General features: G+C 66.8%; 4 protein-coding genes and 1 pseudogene. All 5 read right to left on the reverse strand.

Annotated features, from left to right (window positions below; genetic code table 11):
* Positions 1–90 precede the first annotated feature (90 nt).
* On the reverse strand, positions 91–990 hold the full coding sequence (locus FS665_RS19060) for a chemotaxis protein (protein ID WP_145191921.1): 900 nt from the start codon (positions 988–990) through the stop codon (positions 91–93).
* Positions 991–1,158: 168 nt separating this feature from the next.
* Positions 1,159–2,343: an HlyD family type I secretion periplasmic adaptor subunit gene (locus FS665_RS19065; protein WP_145191924.1), complete on the reverse strand. Its 1,185-nt coding sequence runs from the start codon at positions 2,341–2,343 to the stop codon at positions 1,159–1,161.
* The gene (locus FS665_RS19070) at positions 2,340–4,508 is read right to left on the reverse strand and encodes a type I secretion system permease/ATPase (RefSeq protein ID WP_145191927.1); all 2,169 of its coding nucleotides are present in this window, start codon (positions 4,506–4,508) and stop codon (positions 2,340–2,342) included. Before FS665_RS19070 ends, FS665_RS19065 begins: the two co-directional genes overlap by 4 nt.
* Positions 4,505–5,938, reverse strand: coding sequence for a TolC family outer membrane protein (locus FS665_RS19075; protein ID WP_145191930.1), 1,434 nt, complete (start codon positions 5,936–5,938; stop codon positions 4,505–4,507). Before FS665_RS19075 ends, FS665_RS19070 begins: the two co-directional genes overlap by 4 nt.
* Before the next feature lie 63 nt (positions 5,939–6,001).
* Positions 6,002–17,482 (reverse strand): annotated as a pseudogene (locus tag FS665_RS19080) (BapA/Bap/LapF family large adhesin); the annotation flags it as partial.
* Between the last annotated feature and the right edge of the window lie 189 nt (positions 17,483–17,671).

Here is a 17,671-nt window from a genome sequence, read left to right on the forward strand (position 1 = left end):
TCCAGGATTTCATCCGAGGGGCGCGAATCATGCCCGAGCGCCCCTGGCGTCACGCCAGGGAGTTTGTCGCTGAATATAAAAACACGAGCATCAACGCTCGGCAAATACCACTGTGCGTGCAGCAGTTACCAGGCAATCGGTCAAGTCAGGCGAGGAAAACTTGGTAAGGATCGAATTGGCCCCGGCCTGGCGGGCTTTTTCGCTGCTCATGGCGCTGTCCAGCGAGGTGTGCAACAGCACATACAGGTGCTGGAAGTCGGGCGTCTCACGCAGGGTTCGGGTGAACGCATAGCCGTCCATTTCCGACATCTCGATGTCCGAGACAATGATATTGATCTCCTGGGCTGTGCCTTGCAGTTCCAGCAGCACGTTGATGGCATCCTTGGCGCTGCGCGCGGTATGGCAGTCGATGCCTAGGTTGCGCAGGGTGTGCACCGACTGCTGCAAGGCCACCTGGCTGTCATCGACCACCAGAATGTTCGCGGCAGCCAGCAGGCTGGCGTCCTCTTCGCTCAACTCGCCCGGCTGTGGCTCGTGCGCAGGCGGAGCGATGCCGTGGATGACCTTTTCGATGTCGAGCACCTGCACCAGGGTGTTGTCGACCCGCGTCACGCCGGTGATGAACGAGCGGTTGCCCGAGCCGAACGGCGGCGGCTTGATGTCGGTGCTCAGGCAGTGGACGATGCGGCTTACCGCCTGCACGTGCAGACCTTGGCGTGAGCGGCTGATCTCGGTGACGATCAGGCAGCCGCCATTCGGGTCTGCCAGCGGGCGCTCGCCGATGGCCCGCGACAGGTCGATGACCGACAGCGAGTTGCCGCGCAGTGTCGCCACGCCCTTCACGTGCGGATGTGATTCAGGCAGCTTGGTCAGCGGCGGGCAGGGGATGATTTCGCTTACCTTGAGCAGGTTGATTGCCATCAGCTTGCCGCTGCGCAGGGTGAACAGGAGCAGCGACAGCGAATCCGCGCGGGCTTTATGCGTGGCCATGGTGATCTTCGTGAGGCACAGGGGATGCCGGGTTATCGGCCTGATCAGGCAAGGCTTTAGCGTTTGCAGATCCCCGCGCATGAATTGTGCAAGCCACTGTCTTGCTATTCAAAACCGAGCGCGATCAGGCAGATCGCGCTGGAGTCCAGTGCAGGATGAATCTGCCAATCACCGCTCGCGCAGGGCCTCCTTGGCTCGGTTCAGGGGTTTGATCAGGTAGTCGAGGATGGTTTTCTCGCCGGTGCGGATATCCACCGTGGCGATCATCCCCGGCACGATCGCGAAATGCTTGCCGGCCTTGTTGGTCAGGCGGTCCTGCTCGGTGCGGATGAACACCCGGTAATAGTAGATCTCTGGTTTGACTTCATCTTGCAGAGTATCGGGCGAGATCCCGACGACCTTGCCTTCCAGCCCGCCATACACCGAATAGTCATAGGCGCTGATCTTGACCTTGGCCGCCTGATCAGGATGGATGAAGGCAATGTCGCGCGGGGCGATCCGTGTCTCGATCAGCAAACGCTCGTCCATCGGCACGATCTTCATCACCTGCCCGCCCGGCTGCACCACGCCGCCCAAGGTGTTGACCTCGATATCCTTGACGATCCCGCGCACCGGCGAACGCAAGGTCAGGCGGGTCAGCGAATCGCTGCGCCCGCGGATCACTTCCGACAGGCTGTCAGCTTCGGCGCTGGCCTTGGCCAGTTCCTCGCGGGCGCGTACCAGGTATTCGGAGCGAGCTTCGTTGGCCTTGAGCTCCAGTTCCGAGCGCTGGCGGTTCAGGCGTATTACCTCGACCCGGCTGGAAGCGCCCATCTTGGCCAGGTTCTCGGTGATCTTCAGCTCTGCTCGCACCAGGCGCAGCGAGTCCTCGATGCCGGCCAGGGTCTGCTCCAGGCCACGCCGGCGCGTCTCGTAGAGCGCGGTTTCGGCGTCGATCAGCTCGGGCGAATCGCGCAGGCTGTCCGGGAACTTCAGCGGCTTGCCAGTCACCTCCGCGCGCAGTCGCGCTACGCTGGCCTTGGCGGCGCGGAACTTGGCTTCGCTTTCGCCGACGCTGGAGGCGGTCTTGGTGGGGTCGAGCTGGGCGAGCACCTGGCCGCGCTCGACCAGGTCGCCTTCGGCCACGTTCATCTGCGCGACGATGCCGCCTTCGAACGACTGAATCACCTGTTCGCGGGAGCTGGGAATGACCTTGCCGGTACCGGTGGACACCTCGGTCACTTCGAACCAGGCCGCCCAGGCCAGGAAAGCGGCCAGCATCAAGGCACATAAGGTGATGACGCGCCCGGCGCGCAGCACCGCCTGATCATCCTGGCCATCCAGGTACGAGGCGGGAAGTTCGTGGTTGCTCATGCCTGCGCTCCTTGCAGCTTGGCCAGGGCGGCATCACGCTTGTCGTCGATGACGATGCGCCCGTTGTCCAGCACGATGATTCGCTCTACCCGCTGCAACACACTCAAGCGGTGCGTGGCGATCACCAGCGTGCGGCCCTGGCAGAAGCGATCAAGATTATCCAGCAGCTTGCGCTCGGTGATGTCGTCCAGCGATGCGGTCGGCTCATCGAGCAACAATACCTGCGGCTGGCGCACCAGCAGGCGTGACAGGACCAAGGCCTGGCGCTGGCCACCGGAGAGGCCTTGGCCGCCCTCCAGGATCAAGTGGTCGAGCCCCTTGGGCAGGCGCCGGACGAACTCCAGGGCGCCGGTCGCGGCCAGCGCTGCTACCAGTTCCTGGTCGCTGGCCTGGCCGGCGCCGAGGGTGAGGTTCTCGCGCAGGGTGCCGTGGAACAGGCGCGCATACTGGGCCAGCACGCCCACGTCGCGGCGCAGGTCGGCGGGGTCGAGGTGCGCCATGGCGATGCCGTCCAGGGTGACTTCGCCCTGGCTCAGGTCCATGGCGCCTGCGAGCGCCTGCAACAGGGTCGATTTGCCGGCACCGTTGCGCCCCAGCACGGCGATGCGTTCGCCAGGCTGGATATCCAGTTGGCCGATGCTCAGTACCGGTGGCGCCTCTGGGTTATAGCCGAAGGTGGCCTGGCGCAAGGTGTATTCGCCGCGAATCGCGGGCAGATGCACCCGCGCTTCACCTTCAGGGTGATCGACCGGTGCCTGCATCAGCTTGTCCAGCCCTTGCAAGGCGACCTTGGCCTGCTGCCAGCGGGTCAACACGTGGGTCAGCTGTGCCAGCGGCGCCATCATGCGCGATGACAGCATCGAGGCAGCCACCAGGCTCCCGGTGGTCAGGTCGCCGGCGATCACCATCGGTGCGCCGATCACGATGACCACGGCGAACACCGCACCCTGCACGTTCTGCGTCCAGGTCACCAGGCCATTGGTGAGTGTGCGCAGGCGCAGGTTGGTGTGTGCGCAGGCGGCGTTGTACTGGTTCCACTGGCGCTCGAAGCGCGCCTCGGCCTGCAAGGCCTTGATCTCGTCCAGGCCCTGGATGCTTTCCACCAGCATGGCATTGCGCAGCGACGACTCGCGCATCGAGGCGTTGGCCAGCACCGCCAGGCGTCGTTGTGCGAGCAAGCCGGGAACGACCATGGCCAGCAGCGCCACCAGCGGGATGAACACCAGCACGCCGCCGATCAGCCAGAACACGAACAGGAACAACAGGAAGAATGGCAAGTCGGCCAGCGCCGTGGCCGTGCTCGAGGTAATCAGGTCACGGATCGATTCCAGTTCGCGCAATTGCGAGATGAACGAGCCGGTCGATTTCGGCCGCGCCGAATTGCGCAGGCGCAGGGCATGCCCGTACACCAGGTCCGATACCCGCAGGTCGGCCCGCTTGCCTAGCAGATCGGTGACCTTCAAGCGCAGCAGGCGCATGCTGAAGTCGAACACCAGCGCCAGCACCACACCGCCGAACAGCACATACAGCGTGGGCAACGACTCGGCCGGGATGACCCGGTCGTAGACCTGCATGGAAAACAGCACCCCCGCCAGGGCGAGCACGTTGGCTACCAGTGAGGCGACCATCACCTGCCCATAGGGGCGCAGGTCGCGCCAGACGATGCGGGCGAACCAGTGACGATCGTAAGGCGCCGTGTAGTCATCGGTACGCACATCGCGCAGCGGCCGCGCCGGGCGCATCAGCGCCACGCGGTTGATCCTGCCTTCGAGCGCATCGCGTGGCAGACGCGAAGTCAAGCGCTGGTCACCTGCGAACACCACCGCCAGCTGATCGTCTTCGGTCACCGCCTCGACCGTGGCCAGCTGGCCGTCGTCGAGCTCCAGCACCAGCGGCGTGCGCCACTGGCGCAGGGCTTTGGCGTCGTAACGCACGAAGCGCAGGGTCAGGCCGGCCTGGCGCGCCATGTGGCGCAGGATCTCATCCAACGGGCGGGCATCCTCGACTGCTGCCAGGCGGATACGCTGGGGCGAGACATCCAGACGATAGTGGTGGGCGACCTGCAGCATCACTTCCAGCCACGGGCCAAGATCGGGCCGTGGCTCCACGGCATGCTCAGGGGGTTGTGCCTGACTGGCCTGGGCCAGGTTGACGGTATCGTTCATGGCGCGATTTCCACCCCTTGCAGGTTGCGCCCTTCCAGCCCGAAGGCGGTTCGCAGGGCACCGGTGTTGTACAGGCAGTCGACATCCAGGCGCAGCAGGTCGGAGCGGGTGCCAGCGAGTTCGAAGCGCGACTGATAGATTTCCTGCTCGGCGTTGAGCAGGTCGAGCAGGGGCCGGGTACCGAGGTCCAGGTATTGCCGTCCATACAGCACGCGGGCCTCCTGAATGCTGCTTTGGCGGGCCTCGAGCGAGCTCAGGCGACGGCCCAGGCCGGAGGTTTGCGCCACCGCCTCGGCCAAGCCGCGACGCGCTTGCAGGCGCGCTGCGTCTTCGGCGGAATCAGCGGCGGTCAGGGCATGCCCCGCAGCGCGGCTGCGCGCGCTGGTGGCGCCGCCTTGGTAGATCGGCACCTCGACGTTCAGATAGATGCCCGCCTGGGTGCGGTCCAGGCGCGAGTTGTCGCGGTTGTAGTCGTCGTCCAGGTAATGATTGACCTGCGGCTGCAATGACAAGGTCGGATAAGCTTCGGCCTTGGCCTGGGCCAACTCAGCCTGGGATTGGGCGCGCAGGGCCAGGGCCATGAGTACGGCCGGTAGTCGGTCGGCAGCGCTGGCGGGTCGCTTGCACGCCTGGTTCAGCTCAGGCGGGGCGTGTTCGGCCAGCGCCGGCGGCTCGGCGCGACCGAGCAATTCGGCCAGGGTCGAGCGCCAGCGCTCGTACTGCGCCTGGTATTCCTCGAGGGTCGCGCGGGCGCCCTCGACGCGCGACTCGGCCTGGACCACATCGGAGCGGGTACTGGCGCCCATGTCGCTGCGCTGGCGAGCCATGTCGGCAATCGATCCGACGCCGCGGATCTGATCGCGGGCGATGACCATCAGTTGCTCGTAGCGGCGCGTCTCGATCCAGGCATAGGCGGTATCGCGCGCCAGGTCGTCGACCACCAGCAGGATATTGGCCTGCGCCCGCGTGGCGGCGGCCTGGGCGGCGCTCACGGCGCTATCGACCTTGCCGAAATCGTAGAGCATCTGCTTGAGCGACAGGTTCAGCGCCTGGCTGCTGCGATCACCGCCGTAACCGGTGTCGTAGCCGGTACGCAGGCCACCGGAAATCTGTGGGTAGTAACCGGCGCGGGCAACGTTGATGCCTTCGCCCTGCTTGTAGAGGTTGCCGATCGCCTCGGCAATGCTGGGATGCCACTGGGCAGCGGTGAGTACTGCCTCGGCCAGCCCTAATCGGTCGCCGCTGACGGCACCTTGACCGGCAAATGGGCGAGCGGAAATGGCATCGGGCGCGTCACGCATCAATGACGGCCCGATGGTGCGCAATCTGGGGTCAATGTCGTCGGCTGCCTGGACAACCGGGTTGAGGTTCAATGCCAGGAGCCCGAGGGCTCCCAGCCACAGCGGTGATAGCGGACTGCTTCGCTTCACGAAATTCCCTTACTGCTACTCGTCCTTGTCGCCGGGCGTTACGCCCGGCGGGTTACAGCGGCCTCAGACTACATGGATGCTGTTCTGCACCCAGAGGTGGTGGCTCGGATCTTCCTGGGCCGTGTATTGGTTATAGTCGATCCCCTCGGCGCTGTGGTTGCCGACCAGGTTCCAGTTGTCGGTCATGTGCAGCGTGTCATTGTTGTCCCCCTTGATGATCAGCGTGTCATTGCCAGGCTCGGTGACCGCTACCACGTCGGCCAGGTTGAGGGTCAGCGCCACCGCGCTGGTGTCGTTGAGGTCGATGACCTCGATGTTGTGGATACGCTCGGCCAGGGCCCCCAGGTCGATGCTGGCATCGCCACCGCCCCAGAGCAGGGTGTCGGTGCCGCTGCCACCGTCGACGCTGGCGAAGTTCTGGTCGATCACCTCAAGCGTGTCGTTGCCCGCGCCGCCCTCCAGGGTGACCTGCCCACCCTGGCTCGCCACCAGGTGATCGTCAGCGTCGCTGCCCAGCAACGCTTCACTGCCGGCCGCTGCCGCAACGCTGGCCAGGGCCACATGATCGTCGTCAGTATCGGCTACCAGGGCGGAGAAGGCCCGAGCGCCACTGGCGTTGTTCAGGTTGACGGTCAGCGTGGCGGTGTCGGTGGTGCCGTTGGGGTGGGTCAGCTCATAGGTGAAGACGTCCTGTTTGCCAACGGCGACCGAGGTCAGGCCGCTTTTCAGGGTATAGGTGTAACTGCCGTCGGCCTGCACCAGCAGCGTGCCGTAGGTACCGGTCACACTGACCCCGTTGTAGCCCGGAATGGCATAGGTGCCGGCTGCGGTCAGCACGCTCAGCACGGTCAACGCAGAGCCGAGGTTATCGGCGCCGGTGGGGTCGGTGATCAGGTTGCCGGTAACCGGCGTGTAGCCGCTGACCACGAACTCGTTGAGGTGCGTGGTAGTGGCGTTGACGCTGGTGGTGATGGAGCTGGCCAAGCCGATACCACCGGCTGTCACCCGTACCTGGTAAGCGCCGGCTGCCTGGTTCTGGAAGGTGTAGCCTGCGCCGCCGCCCAGCAAACTGACCAGCGATGCGCCGCCGACCGACTGCACCACGACATACTGCCCAGTCGCCGGGTTGAGCTTGAGCAGGTCGATGGTGGTGCCGTTGAGCAGCGCCAGCAGGTTGGTGGAGTTGACTACCACCTGCAGGTTGGCCGTGGTGTCGGCGGCAACCGTGGTGGTGTAGGTGGCCGAGCGGCTGCCGATCACCGGCAAGGCCAAGGTACCGAGCGTGCTGCTGCTGGTGTCGACGCGGTTGGCCAAGGTGATGCTGGTGCTGTCGATATCGTTGACCGCATCGACGACCGTGGCTGGCGCGCCGAGGTTGCCGTTGTTCCAGATTTCGTTGGCTTGCGGGCTGTCGATGCGCACATACAGGTTGGCGCCGTCCGACAAGCCGTTGGGGTGCACCAACTGGTAGTTGAACACGTCTACCTTGCCCACGCTGGCAGGGCTGCCATTGGGGGTGTAGGTGTAGCTGCCATCGGCGTTGATCAGCAGCGTGCCGTACTGGCCCTGCACCGTGGTGCCGCTGCCGGCAGCGACATAGACGCCGTTTTTCAACACCTGCAGTACGGCGCCGCTGTCCGGCCCGCGGGCATCGACCGTGCCATCCGTGCCTGGATCGGTGACCACGTTGCCCGACACCGCCGTGCCGACCCCGGTGAACTGAGTCAGGCTGGTGGCAGCGATATCCAGGGTGGTGGTGACCTGGGTAACCAGGCCGATACCACCGCTGGCCACGGTCAGGCGGTAGTCGCCCGCTTGCAGGCTGCCGATGTCCACCTGCAGGCCGATCGGCAGGATGATCAGGTCGAGCAAGCCTTGGGTGTTGCCGACGGCGAGGTTGACCCAGGCGCCGCTGGCATTCTTGACCTGCAAGGTAAAGGTGGCGTTGTTCAGCAGCGCCAGCACGCTATTGGTGGTGAGCGTCAGCGTTGGGTCGACCGTAGTGCCTGCGCCCACCGTCCAGGTAAAGGTTTTGCTGAAGCCGGACAGCAGCGTGGTGAAGCTGTCGCTGTAGGTCTGCGTAGCCGTGACCGGTGCCAGGTTGACGGTAGCGGTGGCAAGGTTGTCGCTGGCGACGACAGGCGCATTGGCATCCACATCCGGGGCGGTGATGTTGACGTTGCCGGAGACATTGCTGCGCGGGTCGGTGAGCGTTACCGAGAGCACCTGGCCGTTGTCTTGCGGCGGGTTCAGGGTCACGCTGAAGCTGCCATTGGGCTGCACCACGGCGGTTTGCAACACGGTGCCAGTGGCGCTGCGCACGGTGACCGTGGCACCGACCTCGCCAGTGCCGGTCAAGGTGCTGCCGTCGGCACTGATGACCAAATTGGCGGCGTTGGCCGGCGGGGTGAAGTCGGGCGCGGTCAGCGGCGTGGCAGTCGAGGTGTTGCCGGCGGCGTCGGTGAGGGTGACGCTCAGGGCCTGGTTATCGATCTGCGCGGCGCTGAGGCTAACCACGAACAGGCCGTTGCTGCCAACCGTGGCAGTGCCCAGCACGGCGCCTGCGCTGTTGCGCACGGTGACGGTGCTGCCGACCTCGCCGGCGCCTGTGACTGCCGTGCCGTTGGCATTGATGGCAGCCACCGGCGCGGTCGGTGGTGTGGTATCGGGCGCGGTGATGCCAGTGCTGCCCGATTGGTTGCCGGCAGCGTCAGCCTGGCGTACCAGCAATGTCTGGCCGTTAGCCTGAGCGCTGCTCAGTGCCACGGTGAAGCTGCCGTCGGGCTGCACGACAGCTGTGCCCAATGGGCCGCCCGGGCCTTGCACCGTAACGGTTGCACCAGGTTCACCAGTGCCGGTCAGCAAGGTGCCGCCCGCGCTGAGCTGCAAGTTGGTCGGCGCCAGCGGCGCCTGGGTATCAGGGGCGGTGAACGCGGTGCTGCCCGAGACGTTGGATGCCGCATCGGCCTGGGTCAGGCTCAGCACCTGACCATTGAGCTGGGCGCTGCTCAAGTTGATGGCGAAGCCGCCGGCACCGTTGACCAGGCCGCTGCCCAGCACATTGCCGGCGGCGTCCCGTACGGTGACCGTGGCGCCTGCTTCACCGGTGCCGCTGAGCACCAAGCCGTTGGCCGACAAGGCGGTGACCACTGGATTGGCTGGTGGGGTGATGTCAGCAGCGGTGATGAACACCGGCTGCGACTCGCCGCCGAGCAGCGATCCGGCTGTTACCGAGAGGTTTTCGCCGTTGAGCTGCGGGGTGTTGAGGGTGATCGAAAAACCGCCATTGCCGATGTTGGCGCTGCCACTGCCGATCAGGTTGCCAGCGGCGTCGTAGACCCGGATGGACGCACCCGTGGTGGCCGTGCCCGTCAGGGTCAGGCCGTCAGCAGCCAGTGTGACGTTCAAGGGTGACGCCGGTGGAGGCACCAGTGGCGTCAGGTAAGTCTCCACCGCCGAGGTGTTATTGGCAGCATCGGTCTGGGTCACGGCGAGCGAGGCGCCCGAGCCTGGCGCAGGTTGCAGCGGGATCGAGAAATTGCCACCGCTGTCGACCTGGCCGGTACCGATGACACCACCATTGAAACTGACGGTCACGGTTGCGCCTGGTTCGCCGCGACCGGTGAGGATGTCATAGGTGGTGTTGACCCCCAGGTTGGTGACGATCTCTGGCGGCAGGGTGTCGAGGGTTTGGTACTCGGCAGGGATCGAGGTGTTGCCGGCGGCGTCGGTGGCAATGACCGTCAGCAGCTGGCCGTTGTTCTGCGCAGGCGTCAGGGTCACAGTGAACGTCCCGCCGTCGGGCACGGTAACGGTACCGACCACCGTACCGGCGGGGTTGCGCACGCTGATGACACTGCCCACTTCGCCAGTGCCGCTGAGCAACGTGCCGTTGCCAGTGAGGGTCAGGTTGGCAGGCTGCGGCGGCGGCACCAGGTCGGGCGCGGTCAATTGCAGCGGCGCCGATGGATTGCCAGTCGCGTCCTGGGCAATCACCGTGAGGACCTGGCCATTGATCTGCGGCGTGTCGAGGTTGAGCACCAAGGTGCCGTCGGGGTCGATGGTGCCTTGGCCAACCAGATTGCCCTGGTTGTCGATCACCGTAACGCGCGCGCCGGCCTCACCGGTACCGATCAACTGGGTGCCGCTGCCGTTGAGCGTGGCCACGACCGTGGCCGGCGGAGTGCTGTCCACAGCCAGCACCGTGCTGATCGGCGAGACGTTGCCGCTTGCGTCCTCCAGGGTCACTTGCAGGGTTTGGCCATTGAGCTGGGCTGCGTCCAGGTCGACCAGGAAGGTGCCGTTGGCCGCGACCGTGGTGGTGCCGATTTCAGTGGTGCCGACATACACCCGAACGGTGCTGCCGGGTTCCCCGGTGCCGCCCAGCTGGTCGCCAGCGGCGTTGAGCCGCAGGTTCAAGGCTGCCTCCGGAGGCGTCAGATCAGGTGCATTGACCGTGACCGGCGCGCTGATGTTGCCAGGTGGGTCGGCCTGCTGCACCGACAGCACCTGCTGATTGATCTGCGCCGGCGTGAGCTCGACGCGGAAGCTGCCATCGGCCAGCACCACGGTCGTCCCCAGTACCACGCCCGCGGCGTCGCTGACGGTGACGGTCGCGCCGACCTCGCCGCGACCACTGACCACGCTGCCGTCGGCGTTGATGACGACATCGGTGAGGGCATCGGGTGGCGTGAAGTCGGGCGTTTGCAAACTGCTCGGTGGCGACACGTTGCCGGCAGCGTCGGCTTGGGTGAGGCTGAGCACTTCGGCATTGCCCAGCGCAGGGCTGAGGGTCACGGTGAAGTCGCCGCTGGCCTCGACGGTGGCGGTGCCGATCGGATCGCCTGCGCCATTGCGCACGGTGACCAGCGCACCCGGCTCGCCGCGTCCGGTCAAGGTCACGCCGTCGCTGGAGATCGCAAGCTCTGCTGGCGCGGCCGGTGGCGTGATATCAGGCGCGATCACGGTGCCTGGGGTCGACTGATTGCCGGCGGCATCGGTCAGAATCACCTGCACCTGCTCACCGTTGGCTTGCGCGGGGCTCAGAGTCACTTGGAAGGTGCCGTTGTCGCGCACCACGGCCGTACCCAGAACGGTGCCATCGGTGGCTACCACGCGCACACTGGCGCCGGCTTCGCCGCTGCCGTCGAGCAGGCTGCCGCCGCTGGAGAAGGCCAATCCGCCAGGGGCGTCGGGGGCGATGCGGTCCGGGGCGGTCAGGCTGACGCTGTTGGACTCGTTACCTGCCGCGTCGGCCTGGGCGGCGCTGAGCAATTCACCGTTGAGCTGCGCGGTGGCCAGGGTGATGCTGAAGTTGCCACTGGCATCGACCACGCCAGTGCCCAGCTCGATGCCACCCTGACCCAGCACGGTCACGTTCGCGCCGGCTTCGCCACGGCCGCTCAAGACCAGGCCGTCGCTGGACAAGACAAGGTTGCTCAGCGGTTGCGGCGCGGTGGTATCGGGCGCCTGCAGGTCCGCAGGCAGCGAAGCACTGCCGTCGCTGCCCACGGCGCTCACCTGCAGCAGCTCGCCATTGGCCTGAACGCTGCCGAGGTTGACGCTGAAGGTGCCGTCAAGGGCGGTCGGCGACGAACCCAGCAATACACCGCCAGGGCCGTAGACATTGACCGTGCTGCCCAGCGCGGCGGTTCCGCTGACGACCAGGCCGTCGGCGGACAGCAGCAGGTTGTCTGGCGCGTCGGGCACCAGCGCGCCCGGTGCCAGGATGCTCTGTGCAGGCGAGACGTTTTGCGCCGCGTCGGCCTGTACCACGCTCACGCGTTCGCCGGTGATCGCGGCAGGGACAAGGGCGACGCTGAAGCGGCCATCGGCGCCGACGACCGCGGTGCCCAGGGGGCTACCATCGGCGGCACGCACCGTGACCGTAGCGCCTGCTTCACCGGTGCCAGTCAGCGTCGCGCCATCGGCCGAGACTGCCAGGTTGGTCACTGCCTCAGGCGCCGTGGTGTCCGCTGCGGTGTAGGCGGCGGCGGGCGATACATTGCCCGCAGCGTCGGTCGCCGTCACCTGCAAGGTCTGACCGTTGGTCTGGGCGCTGGCCAGGGTGACCTGGAAGGTGCCGTTGCTGGCGGCCACTGCAGTGCCCAGCACGGTCCCGGCAGCATTGCGGACCGTCACTGTGCTGCCGGCCTCGGCGGTACCGCTCAGTTGCAGGCCGGTCGCCGCCAGGGCCAGTGCAGTCGGTGCTGCAGGCGCGGTGAAGTCAGGGGCCGTTACCGCAACGGCAGCCGAGGTATTGTTGCCGGCGTCGGTCTGCGTCACGCTCAGGCGCTGGGCATTGAGTTGGGCGCTGTCCAGGGTCAGGGTGAAGCTGCCGTTGGCGGCGACCTGGCCAGTACCGATGATGGTGCCATCGGGACCGCGCACGGTCACGCTGGCACCGGCTTCGCCCAGCCCGGTCAGCGTCAGGCCGTTGTTGTTGAGCACGACGTTGCTCAGGGCGGCGGGGGCGGTGAGGTCCGGGGTCGTTACACTCACGGCCGGCGACACGTTACCGGCTGCATCCACCTGGCTCACACCGAGGGCGCGGCCATCGGCTTGCGCGGTGGCGAAGTTCACGGTGAAGCGGCCATCGGCGCCTACCGTTGCGCTGCCCAGCACGCTGCCAGCGGCATCGCGCACCTGCACGGTGGCACCCACCTCGCCGCTGCCGGAAAGCTGGCGGCCATCGGCGCTCAGCACCGGGTCGGTGACCGCAGCCGGCGGCGTGCGATCTGGCGTGGCCAGGCTGGCCGGGCCGGAGACATTACCTGCGGCATCGCTCAAGGTCACCTGCAGCGCGCTGCCGGTGGTTTGTGCGCTGGGCAGGGTGATCTGGAATTGCCCGCTCTGGTTGACCGTGCCGGTGGCCAGGATCGCCCCGCTGGCATCGCGCACCGTGACCAGCGCCCCCGCTTCGCCTTGGCCACTGACCACGGTGGCGGCGTTGTTCAGGCTCAGCCCGGTGGCGGCGCCCGGCGCTTGCAGGTCCGCAGCCTGGACGGTGGCGGCCAGCGAGACATTGCCGGCGGCATCGGCCTGGGTGATGGTGAGGTTCTGGGCATTGGCCTGCGCAGGCACCAAGGTCACGTTGAACAGGCCGTTGCTGCCCACCACGGCGGTGCCGAGCAATGTCCCGCTGGCATCGCTGACGCTGACCGTTGCGCCTACTTCACCACGGCCAGTCACCAGGCTGCCGCTGCGGTTGATCGCAACGTCCGCAGGCGCATCGGGCGGCGTGGTGTCTGCCGCAACGATGGTGGCGGGCACCGAAGGCGCGCCGCTTGCCGAGGCGCGCGCCGTGACGTTCAGGGTTTGGGCGTTGAGCAGGGCATTGGCGAAGAAGATGCGGAAGATGCCGTCGCTGCCCACCGTGGCACTGCCCAGTGTGGTGCCGGCAGAGGTGACGGTAATCAGGCTGCCGACCGTGCCTTCACCGGTCAGCAGGAAGCCATCGGCGCTCAGGCTGAGGTTGCTTGGTGCAGCCAGTTCAGCGCCGGTTGGCCCCGCTACGTTGATGCCAGTTTCATTGTTGCCGCCGTCGCGCACCACCAGTTGCACGTTGTCGCCCGCTTGCAGCGGCGGATCCACCGTGACCACGAACGAGCCGTCCGCTGCCACGACCGCTGTACCCAGCTCGGTCGTGCCATCGCGCACGATGACCGTGGTGCCGGCCTCGGCGGTGCCGCTGATGAGGGCGCCATCCGGGCTCACGGCGATGTCCGTGGCCGCCGCTGGCGGTGTGGTGTCCGCAGCGCTGACCGGGGTCGGCAGGGTGCTGTTGCCGGCGGCATCGGTAACCACCACGGTGACGGTTTCGCCATTGAGCAACGCAGGCGTCAACGGCACGCTGAAGCTGCCGTCAGGGTTGACTGCCTGCGTGGTCTCGACGCCAGTTGGGCTGATTACCGTGACCGACGCTGCGCCGGGCGCAGTGCCGGTCAGGGCCAGGCCATCGGCGCTGATCGCAAGGTCGCCCGGCACTGCGGGCGGGGTCAGGTCAGGCGCAGTGGCCTGGCCGGCAGCCGATGCGATGCCCTGGGCGTCGACCTGGATGACGGAGAGGACCTCGCCATCCAGTTGTGGCGGGGTCAACGCGACGCTGAAACTGCCCCCGGCCGGCACTACGACGCTGCCCAGCAAATCGCCAGCCGCGTTGCGCACCTGCACGGTGGCGCCCACTTCACCGCTGCCCAGCACAAGGGTGCCGTCGGCGCTGACCTGCAAAGCGCCAGGGACGTCTGGGCCGCTGGTGTCGGCGGCAGTGTACGGTGTCGAGCCGGAGGCATTGCCAGCGGCATCGGTCAGTACCACGGACACGGTCTGGCCGTTGGTCTGCGCAGGCGTGAGCGTGACGCTGAAGTTGCCGTCGGCGTCGACCACGTCGCTGCCGAGCAACTGCCCGGCAGCATCGCGCACCTGCACCGTGGCGCCAGGTTCGCCCTGGCCGCTCAGCACCAGGCCATCGCCACTCAGGGCAAGGCCTTGCGCAGGTGCCGGCGGCTGCAGGTCGGCGGCCGTGATGGTATTGACTGGGGAGACGTTGTTGCCGCCATCGACCTGCACCACGGTCAAGGTCTGGCCGTTGAGCTGGGGAGGATCGAGGGTCACGCTGAAACTGCCATCGGCCTGCACCACGGCGCTGCCCAGGACGGCGCCGTCGGCGCCGGTCACCTGGACCTGCGCGCCGGCCTCACCGGTGCCGCTGAGCAGCGCACCATCGCTGGACAGCGCCAGGTCGGCGGTGCTGACTGGCGCGGTGGTGTCTGGCGCCGCCAGAGCGACGCTGACCGACACGTTGCCAGTCGGATCGCGTTGTTCGACGGTCAGGGCCTGGCCGTTGTTCTGCGCGCTGTCGAGGGTCACGCTGAAGTTGCCATCGACGCCGACCACAGCGGTGCCCAGCACAGCGCCGTTCGGGCCCCGTACGGTAACCGTTGCACCCGCTTCGCCGGTCCCGGTGACGGTGCTGCCGGTGCCATCGATGGCCGGCGTGCCGACCGCTTGCGGCGCGGTGGTGTCCGGTGCGATGAAGGTGACCGGCCCGGCACTGTTGCCCTGGCTGTCGGTAGCCTCCACCGACAGGCTTTCGCCGTTGCGCTGGGGCTGGCTGAGGGTGACATTGAAACGCCCGTCGGCGCCCACCGTGGTGGTACCCAGCACTGTGCCGTCGGCAGCGCGCACGGTGACGATCGAGCCAGCCTGGCCCTCACCGGTGAGTTGCAGGCCGGTCACATCCACGGCCAAGGCCGAAGGCTGCAGCGGGCCGTCCAGATCAGGTGCGGTGAAGGGCGCGCTCGAGCTGTTGCCGGCGCCGTCGCGCAGCACCACGTCCAGAACCTGGCCATCGGTCTGAGGCGCGTCGAGGATGACCGTGAAGGTGCCATTGGGGGCCACCACGCCAGTGCCCAGCAGCACCCCTTGGGCGTTGGTGACCTCGACCGTCGCACCGATTTCGCCACGGCCGGTCAGGGTCACGCCATCGGCGGCGAGCTGCAGATCGCTGGCTTGGTTCGGCGCGGTGATGTCGGGCGCGCCTATCTGGGTGGGCAGCGAGCTGTTGCCATCGGTGTCGATCGCCACCACATCGAGCAGTTCGCCATTGGCCTGGGCCGGGGTGAGTGGCAGGGTGAAGGTGCCGTCATTACCTACCTGGACGCTGCCGATCACCGCACCGCTGGCATCGCGGACCTCTACCAGGCTACCGGCCGGCGCGGTGCCGGTCAGGCTGCTGCCGTCAGGGCTCAGTAGCAGATCGGCTGGGCTTTGCGGTACCGCGGCAGCCGGTACGATCACGGTGAGCGGGTCCGAAGGGTTGCCTGCTGGGTCGGTCTGCACCAGAACGACCGTTTGACCCGCGCTGACTGGGCCACTCAGCTCGACCAGGAAGGTGCCATTGGCCGTCACCACGCCGCTGCCGAGCACGGCGCCATCGGCATCGCGCACTTGCACGGTAGCACCCGGTTCACCGCGACCGCTGACTACCACGCTGCCGTTGCCGATGATCACGTTGCTGATGATCGCAGGTGGCGTGGTATCCGGGACGGTGTAATCGAGCGGGGCAGAGCTGTTGCCGGCCGCGTCGGTCACGGTGACGGCCAGGTGTTCACCGTCGGTTTGCGCAGGGTTCAAGGTGAGGCTGAAGCTGCCATCGGCAGCGACGATGGCGCTGCCAATCAGCGTGCCGTTGACATCGCGCACTTCCACGCGTGCACCGGGCTCCGCCGTACCGGTCAGGGTCACGCCATCGGCGAGGGCCAGCCCGGTCGGTTGCCCGGGCGCCTGCAGGTCAGGCGCAGTCAGCGGGCTGGCAGCCGATACGTTGCCGTCGGCATCGGTCAACGTCACTTGCAGCGACGAGCCGTCGGTCACGGGTGTGGTCAGTTGCAGGTTGAACGTGCCATCGGCTTGCACCGTGCCTGTGCCGATCACCTGGCCCTGGTCGTTGAGCACAGTGACCGTCGTGCCTGCCTCACCGCGCCCCGAGACGGTGCGGCCATCGGCGCTGATGAGCAGATCGCTGGCGGGCTGGGGAGGGGTGGTGTCGGGTGGGTTGCCGAGGCCGTCGTCAGGGGCAGTGATCACGGTGCCGCTGGAAACGTTACCTGCCGTGTCGGTGATGGTCACCTGCAAGGCCTGACCGTCGGTCTGGGGCGGCTGCAAGGTGACGCTGAACTGGCCATCGGCGCCAGCAACCGCGCTGCCCAGTAGCGCGCCGTCGGCACCGCGCACCTCGACGGTGGCGCCGGGCTCGGTGCGGCCAGTGACCGTGTCGCCTTGCGGGCTGACAGCGAGATCGGTCGGTGCGACCGGTGCGGTGGTATCGGGTGCGGTGACGGTGCCGGCTTGCGACGTGTTGCCGGCCGCATCGGTGAGGCTGACCGTGAGATTCTCGCCGTTGGCCTGAGGGCTGCTGAGGGCGACGTCGAAGCTGCCGTCGGCATTCACCGTGCCGGTTCCGATCAGATTGCCCGCTGGATCGAAGACATTCACCCGCGCCCCGGCTTCGCCGCGGCCGCTCAGGCGCAGGCCATCGGGCGATACCAGCAGGTCGATCGGCGTGGCGGGGGCCGTCGTGTCGCCTGGTGCACCACCGCCGCCGCCGCCACCACCACCGCCGCTTGCCGCTGCCGCTACGCCGCCTGCGCCTAGCAGGCCAAGCGCGGCAAAGGCGAAGGTCGATGTTTCGTTGCCTGCCGTGCCGATGCCAGCCACCAACTCGTCGAGCGATTTCACCTCATCGAAGGTAAAGCCGGTAAAGGCCGTCGAATCGTAGTTGGCGTGCCACAGGGTGCCGTCTTCGCCGACGAAGACCATGTCGCTGGCAACCCCTGCCTGGTCAACGGCGAAGAAGTTGCCGACGGTGACCTTCTCTCCGGACTTGAGCGTGACGATCAGGTCCTGCCCGCGCCGGGTGACGGTGGCCACCTGGTCGGGCGCTACGGGCATCTGCACCACGCCAGGGCTGTTGAGGGTGATGTTGCCCCAGGCATTCTGGGTGGCTACGGCGGATTGCTTATCGGCGACGACGATGTTGTCCATGACTGCTCCCTGCTGGATTTCGGCACACAGGCTCGACTTCGGCGATCCTTGACCCGCGCAACGCGCCAGGCATGACGCGGTACACAGGGCCGGCCAGGGTGATGGCCGTGTAACCGGAGATTAGGGAGATATAGCAGTCCAGAAAATCGCCACCAGATGGCTTTGGCGGTAGTCGTTTAGTTAATGAAC

Origin of the sequence: Pseudomonas sp. URMO17WK12:I11 (assembly GCF_007677725.1) — a bacterium.
In the GTDB taxonomy this organism is placed as follows: Bacteria; Pseudomonadota; Gammaproteobacteria; order Pseudomonadales; family Pseudomonadaceae; genus Aquipseudomonas.